Origin of the sequence: Clostridium oryzae (assembly GCF_002029235.1) — a bacterium.
Classification (GTDB): domain Bacteria; phylum Bacillota; class Clostridia; order Clostridiales; family Clostridiaceae; genus Clostridium_AE; species Clostridium_AE oryzae.
Genome location: NZ_MZGV01000046.1, coordinates 1 through 23,517, shown reverse-complemented (window position 1 = coordinate 23,517; position 23,517 = coordinate 1). Strand labels below are relative to the sequence as shown.

The 23,517-nt window shown below is 30.6% G+C and carries 19 protein-coding genes and 1 riboswitch; of the genes, 5 read left to right on the top strand and 14 right to left on the bottom strand.

Annotated elements, in window-relative coordinates:
• Window positions 1-167 precede the first annotated feature (167 nt).
• The 4 genes from CLORY_RS16735 to CLORY_RS16720 form a co-directional block, all read right to left on the bottom strand.
• Window positions 168-1,811, bottom strand: coding sequence for a M20/M25/M40 family metallo-hydrolase (locus CLORY_RS16735; protein ID WP_079426598.1), 1,644 nt, complete (start codon window positions 1,809-1,811; stop codon window positions 168-170).
• A 65-nt stretch (window positions 1,812-1,876) separates the two neighbouring features.
• Entirely contained in the window at window positions 1,877-2,788 is a 912-nt protein-coding gene (locus tag CLORY_RS16730; protein ID WP_079426596.1) for an AEC family transporter, read from the bottom strand.
• A gap of 18 nt (window positions 2,789-2,806) precedes the next feature.
• Entirely contained in the window at window positions 2,807-3,457 is a 651-nt protein-coding gene (locus CLORY_RS16725; protein ID WP_079426594.1) for a GntR family transcriptional regulator, read from the bottom strand.
• Between the two features lie 89 nt (window positions 3,458-3,546).
• Complete coding sequence (locus CLORY_RS16720; RefSeq protein WP_079426592.1) at window positions 3,547-4,398, bottom strand: dimethylarginine dimethylaminohydrolase family protein; 852 nt, start codon at window positions 4,396-4,398, stop codon at window positions 3,547-3,549.
• Between the two features lie 585 nt (window positions 4,399-4,983).
• On the opposite strand from CLORY_RS16720, the gene CLORY_RS16715 reads away from it, so the two are divergent.
• Window positions 4,984-6,264, top strand: a complete 1,281-nt coding sequence (locus CLORY_RS16715; protein WP_079426590.1) for a glutamate-5-semialdehyde dehydrogenase — start codon at window positions 4,984-4,986, stop codon at window positions 6,262-6,264.
• Between the two features lie 136 nt (window positions 6,265-6,400).
• Here the strand turns inward: CLORY_RS16715 and CLORY_RS16710 are convergent, their stop codons facing one another.
• Together CLORY_RS16710 and CLORY_RS16705 are read right to left on the bottom strand one after the other, a co-directional pair.
• Window positions 6,401-6,724: a hypothetical protein gene (locus tag CLORY_RS16710; protein ID WP_079426588.1), complete on the bottom strand. Its 324-nt coding sequence runs from the start codon at window positions 6,722-6,724 to the stop codon at window positions 6,401-6,403.
• A gap of 277 nt (window positions 6,725-7,001) precedes the next feature.
• A complete protein-coding gene (locus tag CLORY_RS16705) occupies window positions 7,002-7,682 on the bottom strand; it encodes a TerC family protein (protein WP_079426586.1) in 681 nt (226 codons plus the stop codon).
• A gap of 205 nt (window positions 7,683-7,887) precedes the next feature.
• Window positions 7,888-8,014: riboswitch (SAM riboswitch) on the top strand.
• 90 nt (window positions 8,015-8,104) lie between these two features.
• Here CLORY_RS16705 and metF point away from each other — a divergent pair.
• From metF to CLORY_RS16690, 3 genes are read left to right on the top strand one after another with little or no spacing between them, the layout of a single operon-like run.
• Window positions 8,105-8,995, top strand: a complete 891-nt coding sequence (gene metF, locus CLORY_RS16700; protein ID WP_079426584.1) for a methylenetetrahydrofolate reductase [NAD(P)H] — start codon at window positions 8,105-8,107, stop codon at window positions 8,993-8,995.
• Between the two features lie 34 nt (window positions 8,996-9,029).
• Window positions 9,030-12,671 carry a methionine synthase gene (gene metH, locus CLORY_RS16695; protein ID WP_079426582.1) on the top strand — a complete coding sequence of 1,214 codons (3,642 nt, stop codon included), beginning with the start codon at window positions 9,030-9,032 and terminating at the stop codon, window positions 12,669-12,671.
• A 48-nt stretch (window positions 12,672-12,719) separates the two neighbouring features.
• On the top strand, window positions 12,720-12,980 hold the full coding sequence (locus CLORY_RS16690) for a thioredoxin family protein (RefSeq protein WP_079426580.1): 261 nt from the start codon (window positions 12,720-12,722) through the stop codon (window positions 12,978-12,980).
• Between the two features lie 244 nt (window positions 12,981-13,224).
• Here CLORY_RS16690 and CLORY_RS16685 read toward each other — a convergent pair whose 3' ends face one another.
• The 5 genes from CLORY_RS16685 to CLORY_RS16665 all read right to left on the bottom strand — a co-directional run bounded on the left by CLORY_RS16685 (window position 13,225) and on the right by CLORY_RS16665 (window position 18,750).
• On the bottom strand, window positions 13,225-15,684 hold the full coding sequence (locus CLORY_RS16685) for an ABC transporter permease (protein WP_079426578.1): 2,460 nt from the start codon (window positions 15,682-15,684) through the stop codon (window positions 13,225-13,227).
• Between the two features lie 103 nt (window positions 15,685-15,787).
• Window positions 15,788-16,462: an efflux RND transporter periplasmic adaptor subunit gene (locus tag CLORY_RS16680; protein ID WP_079426576.1), complete on the bottom strand. Its 675-nt coding sequence runs from the start codon at window positions 16,460-16,462 to the stop codon at window positions 15,788-15,790.
• A 123-nt stretch (window positions 16,463-16,585) separates the two neighbouring features.
• Entirely contained in the window at window positions 16,586-17,296 is a 711-nt protein-coding gene (locus tag CLORY_RS16675) for an ABC transporter ATP-binding protein (protein ID WP_079426574.1), read from the bottom strand.
• 357 nt (window positions 17,297-17,653) lie between these two features.
• Window positions 17,654-17,899 carry a hypothetical protein gene (locus tag CLORY_RS16670; RefSeq protein ID WP_079426572.1) on the bottom strand — a complete coding sequence of 82 codons (246 nt, stop codon included), beginning with the start codon at window positions 17,897-17,899 and terminating at the stop codon, window positions 17,654-17,656.
• 227 nt (window positions 17,900-18,126) lie between these two features.
• Window positions 18,127-18,750, bottom strand: coding sequence for a nucleoside/nucleotide kinase family protein (locus CLORY_RS16665; RefSeq protein ID WP_079426570.1), 624 nt, complete (start codon window positions 18,748-18,750; stop codon window positions 18,127-18,129).
• Window positions 18,751-19,064: 314 nt separating this feature from the next.
• Between CLORY_RS16665 and CLORY_RS16660 the strand changes: the two genes are divergently transcribed.
• Window positions 19,065-19,976: a transposase gene (locus tag CLORY_RS16660; protein WP_079426568.1), complete on the top strand. Its 912-nt coding sequence runs from the start codon at window positions 19,065-19,067 to the stop codon at window positions 19,974-19,976.
• Window positions 19,977-20,031: 55 nt separating this feature from the next.
• On the opposite strand, the gene CLORY_RS16655 is transcribed toward CLORY_RS16660, so the two are convergent.
• The 3 genes from CLORY_RS16655 to CLORY_RS16645 are packed head-to-tail and all read right to left on the bottom strand — an operon-like array spanning window position 20,032 to window position 23,394.
• Window positions 20,032-21,318, bottom strand: coding sequence for a hypothetical protein (locus CLORY_RS16655; RefSeq protein WP_079426566.1), 1,287 nt, complete (start codon window positions 21,316-21,318; stop codon window positions 20,032-20,034).
• A complete protein-coding gene (locus CLORY_RS16650; protein ID WP_079426564.1) occupies window positions 21,308-22,441 on the bottom strand; it encodes a DUF58 domain-containing protein in 1,134 nt (377 codons plus the stop codon). The genes CLORY_RS16655 and CLORY_RS16650 overlap by 11 nt, the downstream gene beginning before the upstream one ends.
• A 14-nt stretch (window positions 22,442-22,455) precedes the next feature.
• Entirely contained in the window at window positions 22,456-23,394 is a 939-nt protein-coding gene (locus CLORY_RS16645; RefSeq protein WP_079426563.1) for an AAA family ATPase, read from the bottom strand.
• Window positions 23,395-23,517 lie beyond the last annotated feature (123 nt).

Below are 23,517 nucleotides of genomic sequence, written 5' to 3'. Positions count from 1 at the left end.
TTTACCATAAATATAAATTTTATTTATTCTCTATAAATTTAATTATATCATCTTTCATATTTCCTAGGAAATATGAAAGGGACAGATACCAAACTATTACAAACTGCGCACTAGTTTGGTATCTGTCCCCTAAATCAATATCAATTTAATATAAGTAATAAATGAAATTATAGTAGTTCTTTTATAACATGTATTAAAAGTTTAGGAAGTATTTCAAAGCTATAAGGTTTATAAACTCTTTCAGTCCATTTGTGTGCATCCTTACCATATATACCAAAATTAACAGCTGGTATACTCAGATTTTTAATCTTATCAACAGGTATGCTGTAAGCTTTACCCCAATCAGGCATATTCTTAATTAATGTTTCTATTGATTCTCTATTATCTTGAATCTTTAGATAACTGCTGTCTGATAAGCTAGGAAAGAACTGAAGTATTTTAAACTCAGGTATATTTTCATCTCTAACAAATCCGTTTACACTGACTTTAATTTCATTTAGGAGTATATTTTCAGCCTCATCAGTAGCTCTAATTGTACTATGTGGGCAGTACGGAGGTGAAAAGAAAAATACTATTTCAGGCTCTTTATCCTCGCTCAATTCTCTAACCTTATTAACTACATTTAATGCTATTTCTCTAGAATCTGCATCTTCCTGAAGCATATTATCTATTATTTGTCGGATCTCCTCATCAAGTTTATCTCCAAGCTTGTTCTTTACTCTTTCATATAATTCCGTATATGTTGTAACTTTTGGTACCCATGGTAACTTCTTGTACTCCAAGTTAACTTTCTTGCAGTAACTCCTATACTCTTCATCTAAGTGCTCCAAGACATTTTTAAAACATCTTTCTGCTATTCCAAACAATAGCTCCATAACTTTTTCAATTGCAATGGAATGTATCATATAATTAAAGTATACATAAGACACTAATGGTGTCTGAACATTATATTCTGTCTTAAGATCCTTTAGTTTCAAAGCAATTGGAGGGACAGTATATTCATTATTATACTCATCGCACAAATCAGTATTATAATTTATTTCTTTAATTAACTCTGCAGCTATAAGATTTGGGTCAAGTCCTTCAAAACATTGGCCGACATGAGTCTCGCTGCCGTAAATATAAAAACTTGGAAGAAGCTTTCCAACAGTCCCTGTATATATATATCTATTTGTATCGCCTTCGTAAAGCGGAGAGGTATAATCATTGTTTATTGCCACCATATATTCTAGACCATGTTCTCTTTTAAGCTTTTCCAACATATCCAATGAATTTATCATACCCGTATGCTGTGTTTCTTCTCCTGGATTAGCCATAAAAAGTATATTACCTTCAAGTTTATCCTCTAACTTACTAAGTTCTTTTAGAGTCACTAAATGAGCAGCGACACCGCTTTTCATATCATTTGCTCCTCTTCCAAACATCCAGTCTCCACTTTCCAAATCCTTCTTTACATCTTTACTTAGTGCTATTTTGTGTAATTTTTCTTTTAATGTTACTGGATCAAAAGCATATGAAGAAAGATCGCCATAGTCTTCAACTCCAACGGTATCAATATGACCGTGAAGGATTATCGTATTCTTATAGTCTCCCTTTTTTCCTTTAAGAAGCGCAAATACATTCATTCTTCCATATTTATCTCCTTCTATGGGAACTCCCCATACAAATTCTTTATGCTTTTTAAAATATTCTATTCCATTAATATACTCTAGTATCTTTTCCGCTACTCTTCTTTCACCTTCACTATTTGTTACACTAGGTATATTAACAAGATCTATTGTCAATTTTTCCGTTTCTTCAAAAAAGCTCATATTCATTACCTCCATAATAACATTAATAACATTGTATTTGTATACAATCCAAAAGTAAACATAAATTATAATATGCACATTATCACTAATGGAATACTAATAACAGATAATAAGGTGGTTATAAAAATCACCTGTGATGCATATTCTGGTTCCTTCCCGCTGCTTTGTGCAAATATTGCTCCAAGTGATGCCGCAGGCATTGCTTCACACATTATTATTACATTCTTCACTAATTGATCTGCATGGAATATAGATAAGATAGCCCAAGTTGCCACAGGCGCAAACACTAATCTAATAAAACATATATAATACAAAGATAGATTGCTGAATATCATTTTAATATCAATCTTAGTTAACATAAACCCAATAACTATCATAGAAAGAGGTGTCGTCATGCTTCCTACAAGTTCAATAGAATGCATAATAGCATATGGTAATTTGACTGGTAACAGCATAACTATAATCCCAATTATTACTGAAGCTATTCCTGGATTTTTTATTATGCTCTTTATACCTTTAAAGCTCTTCTTACCTTTAAAAATCATAATTCCGTATGTCCATATAAATATGTTAAAAGATATATTAAACACAGAAGCATACAATACACCTACATCTTTGTATATTGCGTAAAGCACAGGAAATCCCATAAAACCGCAGTTAGAAAATATAGAAAAAAATTCCGCTATGTTCTTTTTGTTTCCGTTGAAGGTAATAAATAGTATCTTACTAATCAAAATAAAAAAAATGTACACAATAAATGAGAGAATAATAATCATTATAATATTGCTTAATATTTTATGTGATATATGAAAATTAAATGAATTTATAACTAATAGAGGACAAGCAACTTTTATTAGCACATCAGATAATCCTTGATTTATCTCTTCAGTTATAATGGCTTTTTTCCCACAATAATATCCAATAGAAACTATTATAAATAATACTAATACCTGATTTATGACGTTAATATTTGCCACTTATTTTTATCTCCAATTTTATATAAATATTTGTTCGTTTACATTGTTTAAATGCTCTCTCATTTTAGCTTCTGCAGCATTTGCATCTCCTTTTTCTAATTTATCTATTATGCAATAATGCTCACAAATAGCCTTCTTAGAATGTTGTTTTAGAGTACCTGATAATATTAAGTACCTCTGCATTATTGTATTAACATTTTTTATCATTTCAAATAACCACTTATTGTTGGTAAGTTCTCCGATAACTACGTGGAATTCATAATAAAATTTTATAAAAAGTTGATAGTCGTTATTTTGAACAGCCTTTTCTTGTTTATTTACGATGCTTTTTAGCATAATTATTTGATTTTCCGATATAGTGGATGCCAATAGCGACACCGCAGTGGTTTCTAGTGATGATCTCACTATAGTCACTTCCTGCACATCTTTTGGTGAAATATCTGAAACCACTACATTCTTTGATGGATTTAACACTATAAGGTGTTCAATAGACAACATTTTTAGTGCACTTCTAACTGGAGTTCTGCTTATTGCTAATTCGTCCGCAAGACGCTCTTCTGATAATATATCTCCTGGCTTGAAATAATTCATAATAATGGCGTCTTTAATCGTGTCATATGCTCTTTGTGTTAACGATACTTTATTTCCTATTTTAGGTAAAACGCTCATATTAATCCCCCTAGTAATGTATTTTTATACATATCTACTAGAGTTAATTGTACTATAGCTTGTTTAAATTTTCAAATCAAATTATGCACTTATATCCTTTCAAGAGGAAAAGTCATACAATGTGGACCTCCACCATTTTTTAATATCTGAGTAAGGTCAACAGCAGTAACTTCAATACCTAAGCTCTTAAGCTTAGAAGCTACTTCCTTATTATTAGAAGCTGATATTACTCTTCCTCTTCCTAAAGCTTGAACATTGCAATAATGTTTGAATACTCCTTCCTGCGGTACATCTATTAGCGTATATTTTCTTTTTTTCAGTATATTTATAAATTCTTCTGGCAAAGCTTCGCTGCATATTACTGCCAATTTTTCTTCTACAATATTGAAGCACATATCCAAATGCAGGTTTTCATTTGGACATCTTACTGGAATAACTTCATAGTCCAACTTTCCTAAAGCTTTTTTTATCTCATTTATGCCGGTCATATCAGTTCTTGCTACTACGCCTATAGCAATAGTATGCTCATCTAAAAGCCAAAAATCTCCCCCTTCAAATATGCCTTCTTTACATTTATATACACACGGAATTCCTAACTCCTTCATTTTCTGCTCATACTCATCTGTCTCTTCTCTTCTTACATGTTCTTTGAATCTGCCAAGAATATACCCTTCTTTTATGCATGCTCCAAAATCTCTGGCAAATACTTCATTAGTAATCCCTTCCTTAGGTTCCATCATAACTACTTCCACATCATTTTCTTTAAATGCTTGAACAAATTCCTTATGTTCCCTCATGCAGCCTTCTTTGTCAGCAGTTTCACCCAATTCCATCCAACGTTCAGTTATAACATTGATAGGGTAAAACTTAATATAATCCGGCGGACATAAAAGCACTTTTTTCAGAATCCCAGTTGAATTTTTTACATATACTTTCTGCATAGCTATCTTCCTCCAAGCCAATAGTTAAGATATTTATTTTTCTCTTATCACAACAGTTGCTGCACTTCTAAATTATATTTATAAATAATTAGTTCTTATTTTTATACAAAATATTATACAGCACTGAATTTATATACTATTTAGAGCTAATTAACCCTAAATACATATTACACAGTATACTTTATATAGTACTTTTTAAATTGTATTTGTATACAATTCGTAAAACATTTTTAGTTTTAAAAAAATTTGTGGATATAACTATATTTTTCTTAAAACAGTATCACATAATATCTCTTATTCTACAAAATTTATACCTGAAGAAAATTCACGCTAAATTTCCTTCAGGTATTTTTCCAAAAGAAATTATAACTCATGATACTATTATTTGTAAAGCAATCGTTTTTTATAAATTTAAAAGCCACCACTATCATGCTATTCGATAATTTATTTGCTTCGACTCATACGGCTTGTAATGCCATTTAAACAACTTTTTTATTTTTTAATTATTGCATTCATATTGAGTATTATATAAAAATATAGTATCATTGTTTTAAATTTATAAATATACAATTGGGGTGAATTTAAATGGATATAAAAGAAGCTGCTGCACTAGCAAGAAAAGCCTCTATTACTTTATCCTCTGCAGACTCAGATCTTAAAAATCATGCTTTATCCATGATTTACGATTCGCTGATTAATCGTAAAGATGAAATATTTAGAGCTAATAATGATGATATAGAACGAAGCTTAAAAGAAGGCCTTCCTGATCCTTTAATAAAGAGATTAAAATTTGATGAGCATAAGCTTGAAGATATTCTCAGCGGAATAAAAAGTCTAATTAATCTTGAAGATCCTGTTGGTAAACTGCTTGCACAAACAGAGCTGGATAATGGGCTTGATTTATACAAAGTAAGCTGTCCAATTGGTGTAATAGGCATAATCTTCGAATCGCGGCCTGATGCACTTATACAGATATCAACCTTATGCCTTAAGAGCGGTAACGCTGGTCTCCTAAAAGGCGGAAGAGAAGCTATAGCTACAAATAGAATATTATTTGATATAATTAAATCTGCATCTGAAAATGCAGGAATAGCTAATGGATGGATTCATCTGTTAGAAACCAGATCAGACGTTACAGAAATGCTTAAGCTTGATGATTATATAGATTTAATTATTCCAAGAGGCTCAAATGAATTTGTAAAATATATAATGGATAACTCAAATATACCTGTAATGGGGCATGCTGATGGCATATGCCACTGCTATATAGATTCAAGCGCTGATATTAATATGGCTGTAAATATCGTAACAGATTCTAAAACTCAGTATGTATCTGTATGTAATGCTACAGAGACTCTGCTTGTTAATAAAGATATAGCTAGGGATGTACTCCCAAAATTAAAGAAGGCACTTGATCAAAAACATGTAGAGCTAGTCGGATGTGACAAGACAAGAGAAATAATTGATATTGGTACTGCATCCGAACAAGATTGGAAAACTGAATACCTTGATTACAAGTTGTCTATAAAAGTAGTTTCAGATTTAATGGAGGCAATTGAGCATATTAATACCTATGGATCTGGTCATACTGATTGCATAATTACTTCAGATAAAAGCAATGCGGAGTTATTTATGAATCTTGTGGATTCTGCTAATGTTTTCTGGAATTGTTCCACACGTTTTAGTGACGGATTCAGATATGGCTTTGGAGCAGAAGTAGGAATAAGCACAAACAAACTTCATGCAAGAGGACCTGTAGGACTTGACGGGCTTCAAATATATAAATATAAACTTATTGGTCATGGTGATGTGGTAGCCGACTACGCTAATAACATTAAAACCTTTAAACACATAAAAGTTAAATAACTGATAAAGACTGTCCCCTAAGATACAGATAAAAATCAGAAATGTCGGGGACAGTCTTTATCAGTTTCAGCATTTTGTATAAAACTGATGGTTCTGTCCCCAAGTTTTTTTAGAAATCAATAAATCAAATCCGTCCCTATTTTCTATGATATTTATAATAAGCAATAACTTCATTAAATATTCCTGTTTCTTTATCTGTATAACTTAAAATTATACCATCTAAACTCATCAGCTCTGATCCCTGAAGATCTGAAACACCATGTTTAAATACTTCTTTATCATTGCACTTTATGATAAAAATTCCGTCTTCAATCGTAATAAAACCGTACTTTCCAATTATTGTCTCTATATTATTTTCATCTCGAGTTGTAACGTACCTTACTTCTCTATCCTGCAATTTGTTAAGCTTCTTCTCATTTTCAACTTTTTCTTTCATCGCTTTTCTTTTTTGAAAAAACATTAAATCACCTGTATTCTATAATATATATCTTCATTAAGTAAATAACAGATAGCAAAGTATAAAATACTACTCTATTATTTTATATTTACTATTTTATTGTATAGAAACTTCATATTTCTATCAATAGTCCCCTATAGATATTAACTTTGCATAAAAATCCTACACATTAGAATAATAAATTACTATAAATAATTTTTTCCAGTTAAAATACTATCTGCTGCCAATGGTATCTGCATGATATCTTATTAGTCAATTACTATGTATCTGCAATTATATGTTACTGTTTTTTTCTGCAATATATGACATACAGCCCGTATACCATAGTTATTAGTGCAAATATTTTAGGAAGCAAACCGGCTGCTAAGTTAGATATATGTATATATTTGCCAACAAAATCATCTTCAATAATCATTTTTATAGAAGTATAGGCTAGTATAGCTGCCCCAATGTAAATTACTATACCATATTTATTCATCACATTCACAACTACCTGGCTCCCCCAAAAGATTATTGGTATATTAAGAAGAATTCCAAAAACTATAAGCATAAAATTACCATTAGCTGCTCCCGCAATTGCAAGTACATTATCTAAACTCATACTAATATCAGCTACCACTACTGATATTACCGCATCCCAAAATTTCTCGTTGTCCCCAATTTCTTTATTTTCTTTTGCCTTTTGAGGCTTAATCAAATCCCAAGTGACTTTTATAAGTATAATACCACCAAAAAATTTAATTGGAAGCCATTTGATATTAAGAAATACCGATATACATGCAGCAAAATATATCCTTAATATTATAGCTACAGATATTCCAATAATGCTGGCAAGCTTTGCAAACTTTTTAGGCAGATTCCTTGTTGCTAAGGCAATTACACCTATGTTATCACCGCACAGCGTCAGGTCCAGCAGTGTTATTTCCAACACTCCAAGTAAGAAATCCAAAGAATTATTCATCACTAACTCCTCCGTAATTATTAATTCACCTTACCATATTTTATTATTTTACAAGCATAAATAGTTCTAAATTATTAATTATAATTTAATTAGCAGTTTACTCTTCATGATATCTTAAATTATTAACTTAGTTATATTTACAGCCTTTGAAACATTGACTTTTTTATAATTATACTTTAAAATAGCTTTAACAATTAAATAATTATTCTTATCAAGAGTGGTTGAGGGACTGGCCCGTTGACGCCCGACAACCTATACTTCATGGATTTTTATGCATATACGAAGTATAAGGTGTTAATTCCAGCAGAATTAATTTTTCTGACAGATAAGAAAGATGGTGATTTGTATGCTATTTTTCTTATAAAATAGCATTTTTATTTATATTCAATTTTTAATCAATTATTTAATATTGGGGGGCTTTTATGCTAATAAAAAATATTTTCAAATCAAAAAAAACTGTTATTTCCTTTGAAATCTTTCCTCCAAAGAAAGATAACTCTATCGACACTATATATGACACAATAGATGCTTTGAAAGATCTAAAACCTGATTTTATTAGTGTAACTTATGGCGCAGGTGGCAGTACTAGAGATAAGACTATAGAGATAGCATCAATAATAAAAAACAAATACTATATTGAATCATTAGCTCATTTAACCTGTATTGCACTAACAGAAGATAGGTTAAAAGCCTTTCTTAATGAAGTTAACAGAAATAATATTAACAATATAATGGCATTAAGAGGCGATTTACCTGCAGATACTTCTGAGAACTTACTTAACTTTAGCAGTTATCATTATGCAAGTGATCTTGTAAAATATATAAAAACTAATAGCAATTTAGGCGTTGGAGGTGCATGCTATCCAGAAGGGCACTTTGAGTGCAAAAGTGTTGAAGATGATGTGGAAAACCTTAAGATAAAAGTCAATAACGGAGCTGATTTTCTAATTACGCAGTTATTCTTTGATACTGATAGGTTTTATGATTTTAAAGATCTAGCTGTAAAAAATGGTATAAATGTACCTGTTTCAGCTGGAATTATGCCTGTAACTAACGCTAAGCAAATTCAGCGCATGATATCTTTAAGCGGTGCATCTGTGCCATCCAAACTTTCAAGAATATTAGCTAAATATGAAAATAATCCAGCTGCACTTAAAGAAGCCGGTATTGCATATGCCACAGAACAAATTATTGATCTTCTATCCTGGGGAGTTGATGGAATTCATATTTACACAATGAATCGTCCTGAAATTTGTAGAAAATTAATTCAAAATATATCTAGTATACGAGAAACTTTAGCTACAGCTAAGTAATCTATACAGGCATGATGAAACGAGGTATGCATTTATGAAATATAATCTTAAGGATTGTTTGAAAAAAAAGATATTGATCCTTGACGGTGCTATGGGAACCAGCATACAGCAATTCAACCTTAGTGAGGATCAGTTTTGCGGATGCTGCAGCTATGATAGGAAACAGCAGGGAAATAATGATCTTTTAAATATATCTAATCCCTCTGTAGTCGCTTCTATACATAAATCATATTTAGAGGCTGGTGCAGACATAATAGAAACTAACACTTTCAATTCAAATCCTATATCTCAAGCAGATTATGGTATGGAAAATAAAGTGTATGAATTGAATTTGAAAGGCGCGAAAATAGCTAGGAAACTAGCAGATGAATATACCCTTAAAAATCCTAGTAAGCCTCGTTTCGTAGCGGGCTCTGTAGGTCCAACAAATAAAACTGCATCACTATCGCCGGATGTGGAGAATCCTGGTTTTAGAAACATTAGCTTCGATGAGCTCGTAGCTGCCTATGAAACTCAGATAAAGGGATTAGTTGACGGTGGCGTGGATGTTTTATTAATAGAGACTATTTTTGATACTTTAAATGCACGCGCTGCTATAGTAGCTGCAGATAATATACTAAATGTATTAGATCTGTCCCTCCCATTAATGATTTCTGGAACAATCGCAGATAAAAGCGGCCGAATATTATCGGGACAGACACTTGAAGCCTTTGCTGAAAGCATGAAAAATCATAGAATTATCAGTATTGGACTCAATTGTTCTTTTGGTGCAAAGGACTTGCTGCCGTTCATAAGAAAATTATCGCAAACTCAGCCTCTATATATAAGTTTTCATCCCAACGCCGGACTTCCAAATAGCTTAGGTTCTTATGACGAGAAACCAGCAGAAACTGCTGAAATAATCAAAAAAATAGCTTTAGAAGGTCATGTAAATATTGTGGGGGGCTGCTGTGGTACAACTCCCGGTCATATTAAAGCAATAAGTTCTGCCGTTGAAAATATACCTCCGCGAATAATTCCTAATATAGATAGAGAAACTATATTTTGTGGTTTAGAACCTGTTAAGATAAATAAAGAGAATAATTTTGTAAATGTAGGTGAGCGAACAAATGTAGCAGGATCCGCTAAATTTGCAAGGCTTATACGAGAAAAGAAATACGAAGAAGCCTTATCCATAGCCAAAAATCAGGTTGAAAATGGTGCGCAAATTGTTGATGTAAATTTTGACGATGGTCTTTTAGATGCAAAAGTAGAAATGGATAACTTTTTAAAACTTATAGCCAGTGAACCTGATATTGCAAAAGTACCAATAATGATAGATTCGTCTAAATTTGAAGTTCTGGAAGTTGGACTTAAAGCTATTCAAGGTAAATGTATCGTCAATTCTATTTCACTTAAAACTGGTGAGGAGGAATTTATAAAACACGCTAACATAATTAAAAAGTACGGTGCTGGTGTAGTTGTAATGGCTTTTGATGAAAATGGTCAGGCTGATACTTATGATAAAAAAATAGAAATCTGCAAGCGAGCCTATAATATTCTAGTTGATACTGTCCATTTTCCGCCTGAAAACATTATATTCGATCCTAATATTTTGGCTGTAGCTACTGGTATAGAGGAACATAATAACTATGCGGTTGATTATATTAACGCAGTCAAATGGATTAAGGAAAATCTCCCTTATGCTAAAGTTAGCGGTGGAGTTAGTAATCTTTCTTTTTCTTTTAGAGGAAATAATTCAATAAGAGAAGCTATGCATTCAGTATTTTTATATCATGCTATAAATGCTGGCATGGATATGGGAATTGTGAATCCAGGAATGATACAAATATATGATGATATTCCTAAGGATTTACTTGAAATAGTTGAAGCTGTAGTTCTTAATGAATTTAAGGATGCTGCTGAGAAACTAATTGAGTTTGCTGAAAATTATAAAAATAGTTGTGCAGTTGAAACTAACAATACGCTCGCATGGCGTGAGGCTTCTTGTGAAGAGCGCCTAAAATACGCCTTAGTTAAAGGTATAACTGATTTTATTGACGAAGACGTCGAAGCGGTAAGACTTAATAGTACTAAGGCATTAAATGTAATAGAAGGACCACTAATGGATGGAATGAGTGCTGTAGGAGATCTATTTGGAGCAGGAAAGATGTTCCTTCCTCAAGTTGTAAAAAGTGCCAGAGTTATGAAAAAAGCGGTTAGTTACCTGCTTCCTTACATAGAAGCAGAAAAGAATAAAAGTGAGAAAAGCAGCAGCGGAAAAGTTATATTCGCTACAGTTAAAGGGGACGTACATGATATAGGCAAAAATATTGTCTCAGTAGTGCTCGCTTGTAACAATTTTGAAGTTATAGACCTAGGTGTTATGGTTCCCTGTGAAACGATATTAGAAACGGCAAGAAGAGAAAATGCAGATATAATAGCGTTAAGCGGATTAATTACTCCATCTTTGGATGAAATGATTCATGTTGCAGATGAAATGAATAAACAAGGCTTCACTATACCTCTTATGGTAGGAGGAGCTACAACTTCAAAAGTTCATACTGCTCTTAAGATTTCACCTAAATATTCAAAGGTTATACATTCAACTGATGCTTCAAAAGCAGTAGAAGTAGCTAAAAATTTAGTTAACCCTGATACTTGTGATGAATATATAAACAAATTATATAGCGAATATAAAGAAATAAAAAATACTTATAACAAAGTAGATCTAAAATTTATTTCATTAAAGGAAGCTCGAAACAAGGCTTATAAAGTTGATTGGGCTCATACAAATATAAGCGTACCTAAATTTACTGGCATAAAAAATTTAATAGATTTTCCTATAGCTACGCTGAGAAAATATATTGACTGGACTTTTTTCTTTATTGCTTGGGATATGGGTGTCGTATACCCTAAAATAATGGATGATCCTAAATATGGAAAGGAAGCAACGAAGCTCTTAAGAGATGCTAATAAATATTTAGACATCTTAGAAAAGGAAAAATATATTACAACTAATGCAACTTTCGGTATTTTTCCTGCTAATTCTATAGGGGACAGTATCGAACTTTATGATCCTAAGTCAAATGAACTTTTAACGACTTTTAATTTTTTAAGACAACAGCAAGAAAATAAATCTGATATTTATAGATGCCTTTCAGATTATATCGCTCCTAAAAATAGTGGAGTTAAAGACTATATTGGTGGTTTTATAGTAACTGCAGGTATTGGAGCTGCTGAGTATAGTGAAAAGTTAAAAGCTTCAGGAGATGATTATGGTTCAATAATGGTCAAAATACTAGCTGATAGACTCGCTGAAGCCTTTTCCGAATACCTTCATATGGAAGTTAGGAAAAACTATTGGGCCTACTCTCCTGATGAAGCTATACCTTTAGGCCAATTACCTAAAAGTAATTACAGAGGTATACGACCAGCATTTGGTTACCCTTCTTTACGTGACCATAGTGAGAAAACTAAACTTTTCGAGCTTCTTGATACTAATAGTACGGGTGTGTCCCTCACAGAAAGTTATATGATGACTCCTAGTGCCAGTGTATGCGGGTTATATTTTGGTGGAGAATATGCAAAATATTTTGAGATGTCTAAAATCACATCTGATCAGCTAAAAGATTATGCTAATCGCTGCGGAAAAAATATCGATGATGTAAAGAAAAACTTAAGTTCACTATTGTAACATATAAAAATTTGTTAAACTTTACTTTGAAAGAAGGATACTACACATATGAAGTCAGTATTAATGTTTATGATGCCTACCTGTCCTTATTGTCAACAGGCTTTTAATTGGATGGATGAGCTAAAAAAAGAGAACTCTAAGTTCTCAGATGTAGAAATGAAGATTATTGATGAGACAGTTCATCCTGATATAGCAGACAGATACGATTACTATTATGTACCTACATACTATGTGGATGGCGTAAAAGTACATGAAGGTGTAGCCTCAAAGGAAATAGTAAAGAACGTTTATGAAACTGCTCTTAAGTAAAAAACAGCTAAGCAATAAGATAATAATTTATAAGAAAATAGTCGCGGTTGTAAGAATCGTGACTATTTTCTTATAATTAAAATTTTATATATCAATAAATTCAAAGTTATCTACATATATTGTGGATAAAAAGCTGTGGATAATGTTAATAACTTCAGTGGATAACTATATATTTTTATATAAAATATACTATTATCTGTGGATAACTATATATCAAGTTGTTTTCTGTTGGCAAATTATGAATCTATTCAAACTTTATAGATTCAATTATGTTCAATTTAGATGATTTTATAGCAGGAACCGCGGAAGCTGCAAGATTAATCGCGACTGACAGTATAAAACTCATAACAAATAACGAAGCACTATAATGCATAGGTATTGAAAAATTAAGTATTCGCATTATAAGAGGCATAGTCGTCGTCATTATATATCCTGTAATTATTCCTGTAATTCCACCAATAATACCTGTAGTTAAACCCTCAATAAGAAGCAGCTTTATGTTCTGCATTCTGCTCATACCAATGGATGCCATAACTGCAAAAGATCTCTTTCTCTCAATAAAACTTATAAGGAAGTTATTTATTACTCCAAAAGCACCTATTATTAAGGATATAAGTGGAAAAGGCTTTAGCTGACTCATCATCTGAGCATTGCTTTTATCGTTCCTCTTCTCCATACTTGCCAAGGTTTCAACATAATAATCTTGTTTTTTATATTTCTGCTTTATATTCTTAGCTACTACATTCTCATTCTTATATGTCCTTACAAATATCATACTATATTTCCTACTACCAAAATCATTTTTCATATATCTTTCAGGAATTATAGCATAATTTCCATTTTCCATAAGTGTGTCAAATACACCTACTATCCTATAACTTTTTTTCTTATCATTTACATTAAATGTTATGTAATCGCCATTATTAACATTGAGTATTTTTTTCAGTTGAGCTGCGATTAATATATTTCTGCTATCATCAAAGTTTCTTGGCACTCCTTTTCCGTTTTGAAAGTCTACATTTATATATCGGGCAAACTTATGGACTGCTATAGCTTGAAGGCACATTATGCTTCCTTCTTTGCCATTATTTAATTCAACTTTAGCATTATAATATTCATAAACTCCTGCAGTTCCAGATACACCATTCATCGCAGCAATTTTATCTGTATCCTTCACAATTGGTATATTTTGATGGGTACTGTCCCCATAGTTAGGACCAACAATTATGTTACTGTTATAAGCACCGTAAGCTTTACTAACCTCTTTAGCTACACTTAAACTTATTACATTTATCATCAGTAACGCTGATATACCAATACTCATTAAACATATATTATTTATAATATTCTTATTGTCTCTAATATTCTTAATTGCAAGTTCTCCTTCATTACCAAAAAACAGCGCATACAAATATTTAATTAAAAATGAAAATATATTACTCAATAATGGCATAGCCATTACAACTGCGATTACTATGGAAACCATGGAAAATGCGCCAACAAGAATTCCAACAGTTTGATTTTGAATATTAAATCTAGGTACAATTATACTAAGTACTCCTAATATCAATCCAATAACTGTTTTCTTCTCGCTTATCTTGCCATTATCATCTATTCTATTTAAAACAATATCCTTGACAGATATTTTTGAAGCGCTCTTAATTGGCAAAACTGAACTTATAAATGATACAAATACACCAAACAATAAAGTCCATACAGGCAACATTGCATCGATATGAAGAGTTGCCGTGAAATAGTTCTTATATGGATTCATCACTACTGCTACTACGTATAATATAACTATACCAAGTGCGTCCCCTACAATTCCACCAAAAAAGCCATAGATTATGCTTTCGATTATCAATACTGAATTTGTTACTCTTTTTGTTGCTCCTATACTTCTAAACGTACCTATTATTGGCATTCGTTCAATAACTATCATTTTAAATGCAGTATATATAATAAATATACTCATTATTAATACAACAAGCAACATCATATCAAATGGTACAGTAATCATCTGAAGTGACTGACTTACCTCTTCTTGATCTATCGATACCTTCACATCACAATTCTTATAAACACTTTTTATGCTACTAATTAGTTTAGGTACGTCCCCGTTATTTTTAGCTTTTACATATATAGTGTCAACTTTTCCAAGTTGCCCATTTAGTTTACACATGGTTTCTTTAGGGATGATACCTATAATATTTCTTTGCTCTCCCATAAATAAAGATGTCTGCTGAGCTATTGCAGTTACATTGAATGTTTCTTTATTATTATTAAAAGTTATTTTTATCTTATCCCCAGCTGTATATCCATATTTCTCTGCTGTATTTTCACTAATTATGATTTTATTACCTGTAAATGGCTTAATACCTGATGTTGTCAATAAGTTTACAGGATTAATCATCATCAAATCATTGTAATCTACACCAACTAATGATACTGAAACATTCTCATTTGGGTTAATCTCATAACTTGCAGTACCATTAATCTCGCCAACCGCATACTGTATTCTATCTCTAAAAACAGATATTCTATTAGTAGTTATATATGGTGATTGCTGATTGCTTTTAGCTGTTACAGTTATATCAGCATCTCCTATACTGCTTCTTAACATGTTAATATATGATGTTTTGTAACTTTGAGCTACTCCATTGGATGCTAAAAATAAAGCACAAGAGGCTGCTACAGAAATCATTATAAGGAGGGTTCTCAATTTTTTTCTTTAATATTTTTCAGAATAAATTTAATTATTATCTTCAATTCATCATCTCCTACCTAAACTGTAATAGCACGTTCCTCTAGTCATGTTGAATCTCAACATCAACATTGTAATTAGGTAAGAGTTTCAAATTGTTGTTATCTATTTTTATAGTAACAGGTACATACGTCTGACCATTTTGAGTTATTGCTGTATTATATATTTTCTTAACCTCCCCCTTAAGTTTAGCTGAGCTATCAAAGGTAGGAATTATAGTTGCATCTGCTCCATCCTTTACATCCTTAATAAACTCCTCATCAACATTAGCTTGTATGTACAAACTTTTCGAATCAGTAATAGTCATAAATTTTTGTTGCAAATTCAATAAATCTCCATCCTTATATCCAATATCACTGATAATACCATCGTTCATTGTGTTTATAAGTATTCCATCTACTATGTTATTCTTTTTAAGCATCCCTTTTATGGAGTTTAATTCTTCCTGCTCAGTTTTTATCTTTTTATCCTGTGCCTTTTTCTGGTTATAAGTCTGCATGTCTTTTCTTAAAAGCTTATCAGATTCAATAGTGCTTTCTTTTTCATTTATAAAAGTATTGTATTCTGATAAATCTAATTCTGCTAACTTCTGTCCCTTCTTAATCTTCATTCCATCACTAACATACATCTTTTTTATTTTAATGTTACATTCAGGAGGCATGCATATAACTACATTTTTAGTTCTTGAAAACATTACAATCCCAGATGCATCTACCACATTATCCTTTTGGCGAACCTGTTTTATGACTTTTTTATCCTGGCTGTTTCCAGATGAACATCCCCCAAATATACAACCGCAGCCACTGATAACATTATTAAAATTAGTTTATTCTTTCTCATATTACTCAACAACCCTTCCATCCTTAACGTAAATAACTCTTCTACCATATTCTGCAGCCTCTGTAGAATGAGTTACCTGAACAATTGTTTTATTCTCCTCTAAATTTATTTGCCTTAATAATTTCATTATCTCCATACCGGTTTTACTATCCAAATTTCCTATAGGTTCATCTGCAAGTATTACCTGAGGATCTTCCATCAAAGCTCTTGCTATAGCAACTCTCTGCTGCTGTCCTCCTGATAATTCCCTTGGAGTATGTTTTCTTCTATTCGATAATTCAACAATTTCAAGTATTTTATTTAGCTTGTTTTGATAATTTTTTACCTTTTTACCATCCAGTAACAAAGGTAGTAAAACATTTTCCTCTACATTTAAATTTGGTATCAGATTATAAAATTGAAACACAAAACCTATTTCTCTTCGTCTCATTATACTCTGATCTCGATCATTCATTTTCACCATTTCTTTGCCATTAATTTTAACATTACCAGATGATGGCAAATCAAGTCCTCCGATAAGATATAGTAATGTACTTTTTCCTGATCCTGAAGGTCCCATAATTGAAACAAATTCTCCTTCATTTATGACAAGATTTATATCATTTAATACCTTTATTCGTTGATTCCCTAAATTAAATGCTTTTACAAGATTTTTTGTTTCTATGACCACTGGGCTTAACCCTTTATTCACTTCATAATTCGATATCTCCATTCTCATCCCCCTTAATGTCATTAAATATTGTACAATAATGCATCATTACTTAATGAATATAATACCAATAATACCAAAATTGATTTAGCAAGTATTATAATACATTATTCAATAATTAAAATCAAGTATCAGATTAATCTTTTTCATTATTATATATAAAAAAATTAATTTTTTCAATTTGTATATTTATTTTTATAAAGTCGTTAAGTCTAAAAATGTATCGTTTTCATAATGTAATAATATTTTGATATTATATTATTAAGTGAGCTGAGACAATTTATATTGTTCTGTCCCCTACAAGCATAAAAAATAAGCTGATCAAAATAGGCTTTTCACCTATTTTGATACAGCTTATTATTAACAACTACATTTTTTACATCCACATTCACATTCTAAATCATATGGATTATCATCATTATTGCTATTCAAATTTATAACATTTGTATTTCTATTGTTTCCTGCCACACCTGCATTGTTTAATAGTCTTGTTAAAAGCAATAAGAATATTCCAGCAAGTAGAGTTCTATCAACTTGAGGCCTTCTATATCTCACTTTTTTTCTAGTTACCCTGGTGCAGCAACATCTTCTATGACAGCAACTCATTTTTATATCCTCCTTTACTCTATTTCTATATAACATAGTTATATAGAAATAGGTATAGCCTTATAAACTGCAATGGTTTATACTTAAAAATCATTCTGAATTTAATACTTGTAACAAAATACTTTGTTTATATATATTATTCCATTGGACTTTATAATGTACATTAAAAGCGCAAATTATAGTTTATATGACTATTAATTAATTTGTATACATCACTTTATTATATATCAAATCCTGTTTTGGATTAGTACACTATTAATATTTGTTCTTAGGTCATCTAATGTACCATCATTAACTATAACCGCATCACACAAATTATTAATTATATACGAAACATCTTTTTCTGTATTATGCTTTGAACTACTATTTTGTGCTGTTTCCGCTCCATCTCTTTCTTTAAGACGTGTCTCTCTAACTTTTTCACCTACTTTTATACCTAACATAAAGAAATCCAATTTTCTCCAATATTCAAAATCTGTTAGAGTCCGCCCCCCAACAATTATACTCAATTGATTTTTACGTACATTTCTCAATTCATTTGTAATAGAATTCACATAATCTTCATTATTATCTATTGATACAAGACTATCCCCTAATATAAGAGACAATATGTAATCACACATAATATTTATATCTAATTCTCTAAATTTGTCTGCTATTGTTTGACCAATAAATCTCTCCTGTCCCTTCCATTTAGGATTAACCTTGGCTACCTTCATCATTTCCCTACAAAGTACACCCATATTATATATTTTAGAATCATCTCTTATATCTTCTATCATTCTAGCTAATGTATCTTTTCCAGAACCCATTTCTCCAAATATTACTATTCCATTATAAATTTTATTCATCTGGTCGCTTTCCTCCATAACAATTAATTTATCTTAATATGTAATCATTCACTTTTAAAATAAATTTACATGCTTTCGACATATATATCATATTATTTTCGGCAATTTGCAGCAGTATATTAGTCGGTAAAAGCATAATAAACCGCTTGTAAAATTATACATTTATCATACTGAAATATATATTAATGTGCCTCTTCTAAATTATAAAAACATATCTGCATATTAGTCAAATATTTTTTCACAGTACTGTTTATTAATACACAACTTAGGCAATAATCTAGATAAATATAATCTAATTCGAAAGTGAGTCAATTATGCCTAGAGGAGCAAGAATAAAAAATCCACAGTCTACATTTCATATAATGGTAAAAAGTATAAGCGAAATTAATTTATTTCGAAATTCTGAAGATAAAGATATGTATCTGTATTTATTAAATAAATATCAAAAGATATTTGTTTTCAAGGTATATGCTTATTGCCTAATGAGCAATCATGCACACATAATAATAGATTGTTGTGGCGCTGATATTAGTAAAATAATGAAATCAATAAATCAATGCTATGCAATATATTACAACTCTAAATATAAAAGGCATGGGCATCTTTTTCAAGACAGATTTAAAAGCAAAATCGTTACAGACAACAAATATCTACTTGCGTTATCCCTATACATTCATAATAATCCAAAGGATATTATTGAATTCAAAAATTGTATTGAAAAATACCCATATTCAAGTCTCGGAATATTCTTAGGTATTGCATATAATCGTTATGAAATAGTTGATACTAATTTTATTCTTGCACTTTTGGATGAACAAAAAAGAAATTCAATTAAAAAATATTCTTATATGCTCAAGTTAGAAAATTCTTCTTATATATTACATAATGTCGAATTCGAAACTCATTCAACTAACTACAATCGCAGAGATGTATATCTAAGAGACTTTGATCCAGATGACATTATACAGCTTATATCACAAATAACAGGTTCATACATTAATGTTCATCTAAAATATATTCGAAAAAATACAGAACAAAAGAGTATATGTGCTATTGTACTGCATTCTCTATGTAATTTTAGACATAAAGATATTTGCTCATATTTTGGGAATTCAAGTGAAGCTAGTATATCCAGATTATGCAAAACTGGATTTAATCTGATATCTAATAACGACAAATACAAAAATATTATTTCTAGTATATTAGCTTCTACAAAAAGTGCATAAATAAAGACAGTCTAAACTATTGTATCGACTGCCTTTCAAAATTCATATTTTCTATTTATCTTATTTTTATATGTGAATAGCTCTTTTTAAATTTTTCTAATCTCTCTTTCTCTATAACATGGTTTGAAAATTTACTTTCATTATATATATTAGTTATATTTTCTATGTTCTCACTGTCAGGCATATTCTTAGTCATATTTATAATGTCCAAGCCAGTCATATGAGGTCTAAAAATTTTCTTTTTATAAGTTATCTTTAAAAACGTTTGATATTTTCTACATATTTGAGTCCTATAGTCCTTAGCTTTAAATATATCTTTTAATATACGTAAAGCGCTTTTTCTGTCCCCTTTTATTTCTGTAATTTTTTCCTTAATCTCATCGATATTCACAGCATTCTTTTTATTATAAATCTCATTTTTTGAACTTATATATTTCTTTATTATTATATAAGAGATAACTATAATAGCAACTAAAATAACTATCTTTATAAATATTTCTACTGCTGGTGGAAAACCTTTATACTGCTGAAAATGTACCGATTTCTTATTTCTATCACTCCCAAATAATCTATCTAATGTTTTTTTAGATGTTCTATCAGCTAATTTTGAAAGAAAATTATATAAACCATCAAATAAAATATTCATTATTTTATTTATTGGTTCTAGTATTACAGTTAATATATCTATTACTACCTTTATAACTGTCACTGCTACTATTTTTATTATATTGAATACAAATATATAAATTGGTTGAATAGACATTATAAGAATAAATGACACTATTCCAAAATTGCATAAATATTTCTTTTTACTATTTGTCTTGTTGTAATAATTTCTTGCTTCCCGTAATAACCATATTATGGATGATAAATAAATAAAATAGCATCTTATTACGTGCATCATATAATTTGACCTAATATAAAATAGTACTATTCCCAAACCTATTAATATATATATAGTGATTCTTGCATAACTTATATAATCACCATATATCATTTTAACACTATCTTTTTTGCTTATAGTTAATATTACAAACCATATCATAATAACTGACACAATATTGCTGATTTCAAAATGCAATATCACTAGTAAAATTATAGCAGAAAACATAGGGACAGTTAATAGCATCATCTTGTTAGTTGTATTCATAGAAACAACGTTTCGAATAATAACACATATTACTGTCGCTATTAGTACTACATAATCAGGTGTTATTGATAGTACAGCGTTAGAAATAATAGCCCACATGATATAGCAAAATATACTATAACTTATTCCATATATTATTTCTAAGTTTGAATTTATATATTTAGAAATAATGCTATCTTTATTAACTTTCATTTACATTGCCCTCCACACTATATCTAACTTTATCAATACCTTTTATGTAAGGGACAGTTCCATTCAAAGATGTATCTAAAATTTTAAAATTGCAACCTTTATGCCTTAATTGGTATATCATACCTATATCCTTTTCATTAAGATAGGCTGTTACTATAACATACACAGTATTTTTATTAAAACTTTTTTCTTTTTCTAAAATATATTGGCTGAACTCAATTTTACAATTACTATCCATTCTAGCAAGTAATTCCAATATATGTTTGTAATTGTTGCCACTGGCTTGCACTTCATCCTTAAAATCATGAAAATAACTCACTATCTGAGTGTTTGTCCACAATCCAACGGCAATTCCAACATTTTTAGCATCTACTACAATTGAAAGTGCTGCATCTATACTTCTTTCTATTAATTCCTCATCTACAAAACTATAGAAAGGCACACCAAACTGTGTGTTTATTATAATAATAATTTCCCTTTCAGCAGTAAAATCGTATTCCTTTACCATAAGTTTATTCATTTTAAGGCTTGACTTCCAATGTATGTCTTTCATTCTGTCATTTATGTTATATTCCCTTATTCCTTTTATATACAATGGATCATCGTATATCCATCTTTTTACGATAGTTTCACCCATAATACTTTTATCATTGACGGTTAACTTATAGTAAGACTTTATTCGAGGATATACTACTATTTCTCTTACATCATTAATCTGTTTTTGGTCATAGCTAAAACCAAGCAAATCTCCCAGGGACACATTCATACTTCTGAAATAAAAAACACCTCTTTTATTTATTGAAGCACGATACCTTTTTCTAATACGCTGATACCAAAGTACGCTTAATGAACTTTTATATTGATTTTCCCTGTCCTCACTATTTTTGCTATCTACTAACTCTATACCATCATCAAATTTTTCAGTAATTTGAAGAAACGAAATCGGAAGCCATTTTTTATTTTCAATAATTAGATTGATATCAAACCGCTCACCTTGCTGCACATATTTTTTATTTATATCCCTGATTATATCTAGTTTTTCAAAGCCTTTGCTTTTTGTTAACGAAGCAAAAACATACAGGGACGCACATAATAATACAAATGCCAAATAACCCATTATCATAAGATAAGTCCTCCCTAAACTTGTTCCATGGGTGTTTTTACAGTATTTAGTATGTTTTCTATTATTGCATCCACGCTATCCAGTCCATTAGAAATGCTGATCCTATGACTGAGTATAGGAATCGCCATTGCTTTTACATCCTCTGGAATTACATAATCTCTTCCACTAATGGCTGCACACGCCTGACTTCCTTTCATAAGATTTAACGTACCACGAGGAGAACATCCAGCCTCAATACCTTTGTAATTCCTAGTCTCAGTTATTATATCTAATATGTACCTTTTTATTTCATCACTCACATGTACCTTGACATAGTTATTTTGAACGTATTGTATTTCTTCAATAGTAATGACAGACTCCAAAGTATCAAGCGGCTCATTTTCTATGAATCTATTCATTATACCAATTTCTTCTTCATACTTAGGATATCCTAAACTTATTCTCATAAAGAATCTATCTAGCTGTGCTTCCGGGAGAGGAAATGTTCCAAATTGTTCTATAGGATTCTGAGTTCCTATTACAAAAAATGGTTTATTCAATTTAATAGTATTGCCTTCAACTGTAATTTGTCGTTCTTCCATGCATTCCAATAGAGCTGATTGAGTTCTAGGTGTAGCCCTATTTATTTCATCAGCAAGAACAAATTGACTTAATAGTGGTCCCTTTCTAAACTCAAATTCGCCACTTTTTTGATCATAGAAATATACCCCTGTTAAATCAGAAGGCAATAAATCAGGTGTAAATTGTATTCTTTTATATGTGCAATTCAGCGACTTTGCTAGTGCCCTAGAAAGTTTTGTCTTACCCAAACCGGGTACATCTTCAAGGAGTACATGTCCACTACAAATAAATGCAATAATTATATTATTTATTTTATCCTCTTTTCCTACAATTACCTTGCTTACATTATTATATAGTTTGTCCCTAAAAACCTGAAACTTATTTTTCTCCATATTCTTAACAATCCTTTGCTTTTAGAATCTAATTTAATTTTATATAAAGAATTAATACACTGTCATCGTATGATAAATTTATATTAAGTGTATTAGCAGCATTTATAACGATATTTTTTATAT

Coding starts and splice junctions, on each gene's coding strand:
- CLORY_RS16675 (WP_079426574.1), bottom strand. CDS start 17,296: ATGGAGATATCGAATTATGAAGTGAATAAAGGGTTAAGCCCAGTGGTC.
- CLORY_RS16670 (WP_079426572.1), bottom strand. CDS start 17,899: ATGAGTTGCTGTCATAGAAGATGTTGCTGCACCAGGGTAACTAGAAAA.
- CLORY_RS16660 (WP_079426568.1), top strand. CDS start 19,065: ATGCCTAGAGGAGCAAGAATAAAAAATCCACAGTCTACATTTCATATA.
- CLORY_RS16650 (WP_079426564.1), bottom strand. CDS start 22,441: ATGATAATGGGTTATTTGGCATTTGTATTATTATGTGCGTCCCTGTAT.
- CLORY_RS16685 (WP_079426578.1), bottom strand. CDS start 15,684: ATGATTTCTGTAGCAGCCTCTTGTGCTTTATTTTTAGCATCCAATGGA.
- metF (WP_079426584.1), top strand. CDS start 8,105: ATGCTAATAAAAAATATTTTCAAATCAAAAAAAACTGTTATTTCCTTT.
- CLORY_RS16655 (WP_079426566.1), bottom strand. CDS start 21,318: ATGAAAGTTAATAAAGATAGCATTATTTCTAAATATATAAATTCAAAC.
- CLORY_RS16710 (WP_079426588.1), bottom strand. CDS start 6,724: ATGTTTTTTCAAAAAAGAAAAGCGATGAAAGAAAAAGTTGAAAATGAG.
- CLORY_RS16725 (WP_079426594.1), bottom strand. CDS start 3,457: ATGAGCGTTTTACCTAAAATAGGAAATAAAGTATCGTTAACACAAAGA.
- CLORY_RS16705 (WP_079426586.1), bottom strand. CDS start 7,682: ATGAATAATTCTTTGGATTTCTTACTTGGAGTGTTGGAAATAACACTG.
- CLORY_RS16665 (WP_079426570.1), bottom strand. CDS start 18,750: ATGAATAAAATTTATAATGGAATAGTAATATTTGGAGAAATGGGTTCT.
- CLORY_RS16715 (WP_079426590.1), top strand. CDS start 4,984: ATGGATATAAAAGAAGCTGCTGCACTAGCAAGAAAAGCCTCTATTACT.
- metH (WP_079426582.1), top strand. CDS start 9,030: ATGAAATATAATCTTAAGGATTGTTTGAAAAAAAAGATATTGATCCTT.
- CLORY_RS16690 (WP_079426580.1), top strand. CDS start 12,720: ATGAAGTCAGTATTAATGTTTATGATGCCTACCTGTCCTTATTGTCAA.
- CLORY_RS16720 (WP_079426592.1), bottom strand. CDS start 4,398: ATGCAGAAAGTATATGTAAAAAATTCAACTGGGATTCTGAAAAAAGTG.
- CLORY_RS16645 (WP_079426563.1), bottom strand. CDS start 23,394: ATGGAGAAAAATAAGTTTCAGGTTTTTAGGGACAAACTATATAATAAT.
- CLORY_RS16735 (WP_079426598.1), bottom strand. CDS start 1,811: ATGAGCTTTTTTGAAGAAACGGAAAAATTGACAATAGATCTTGTTAAT.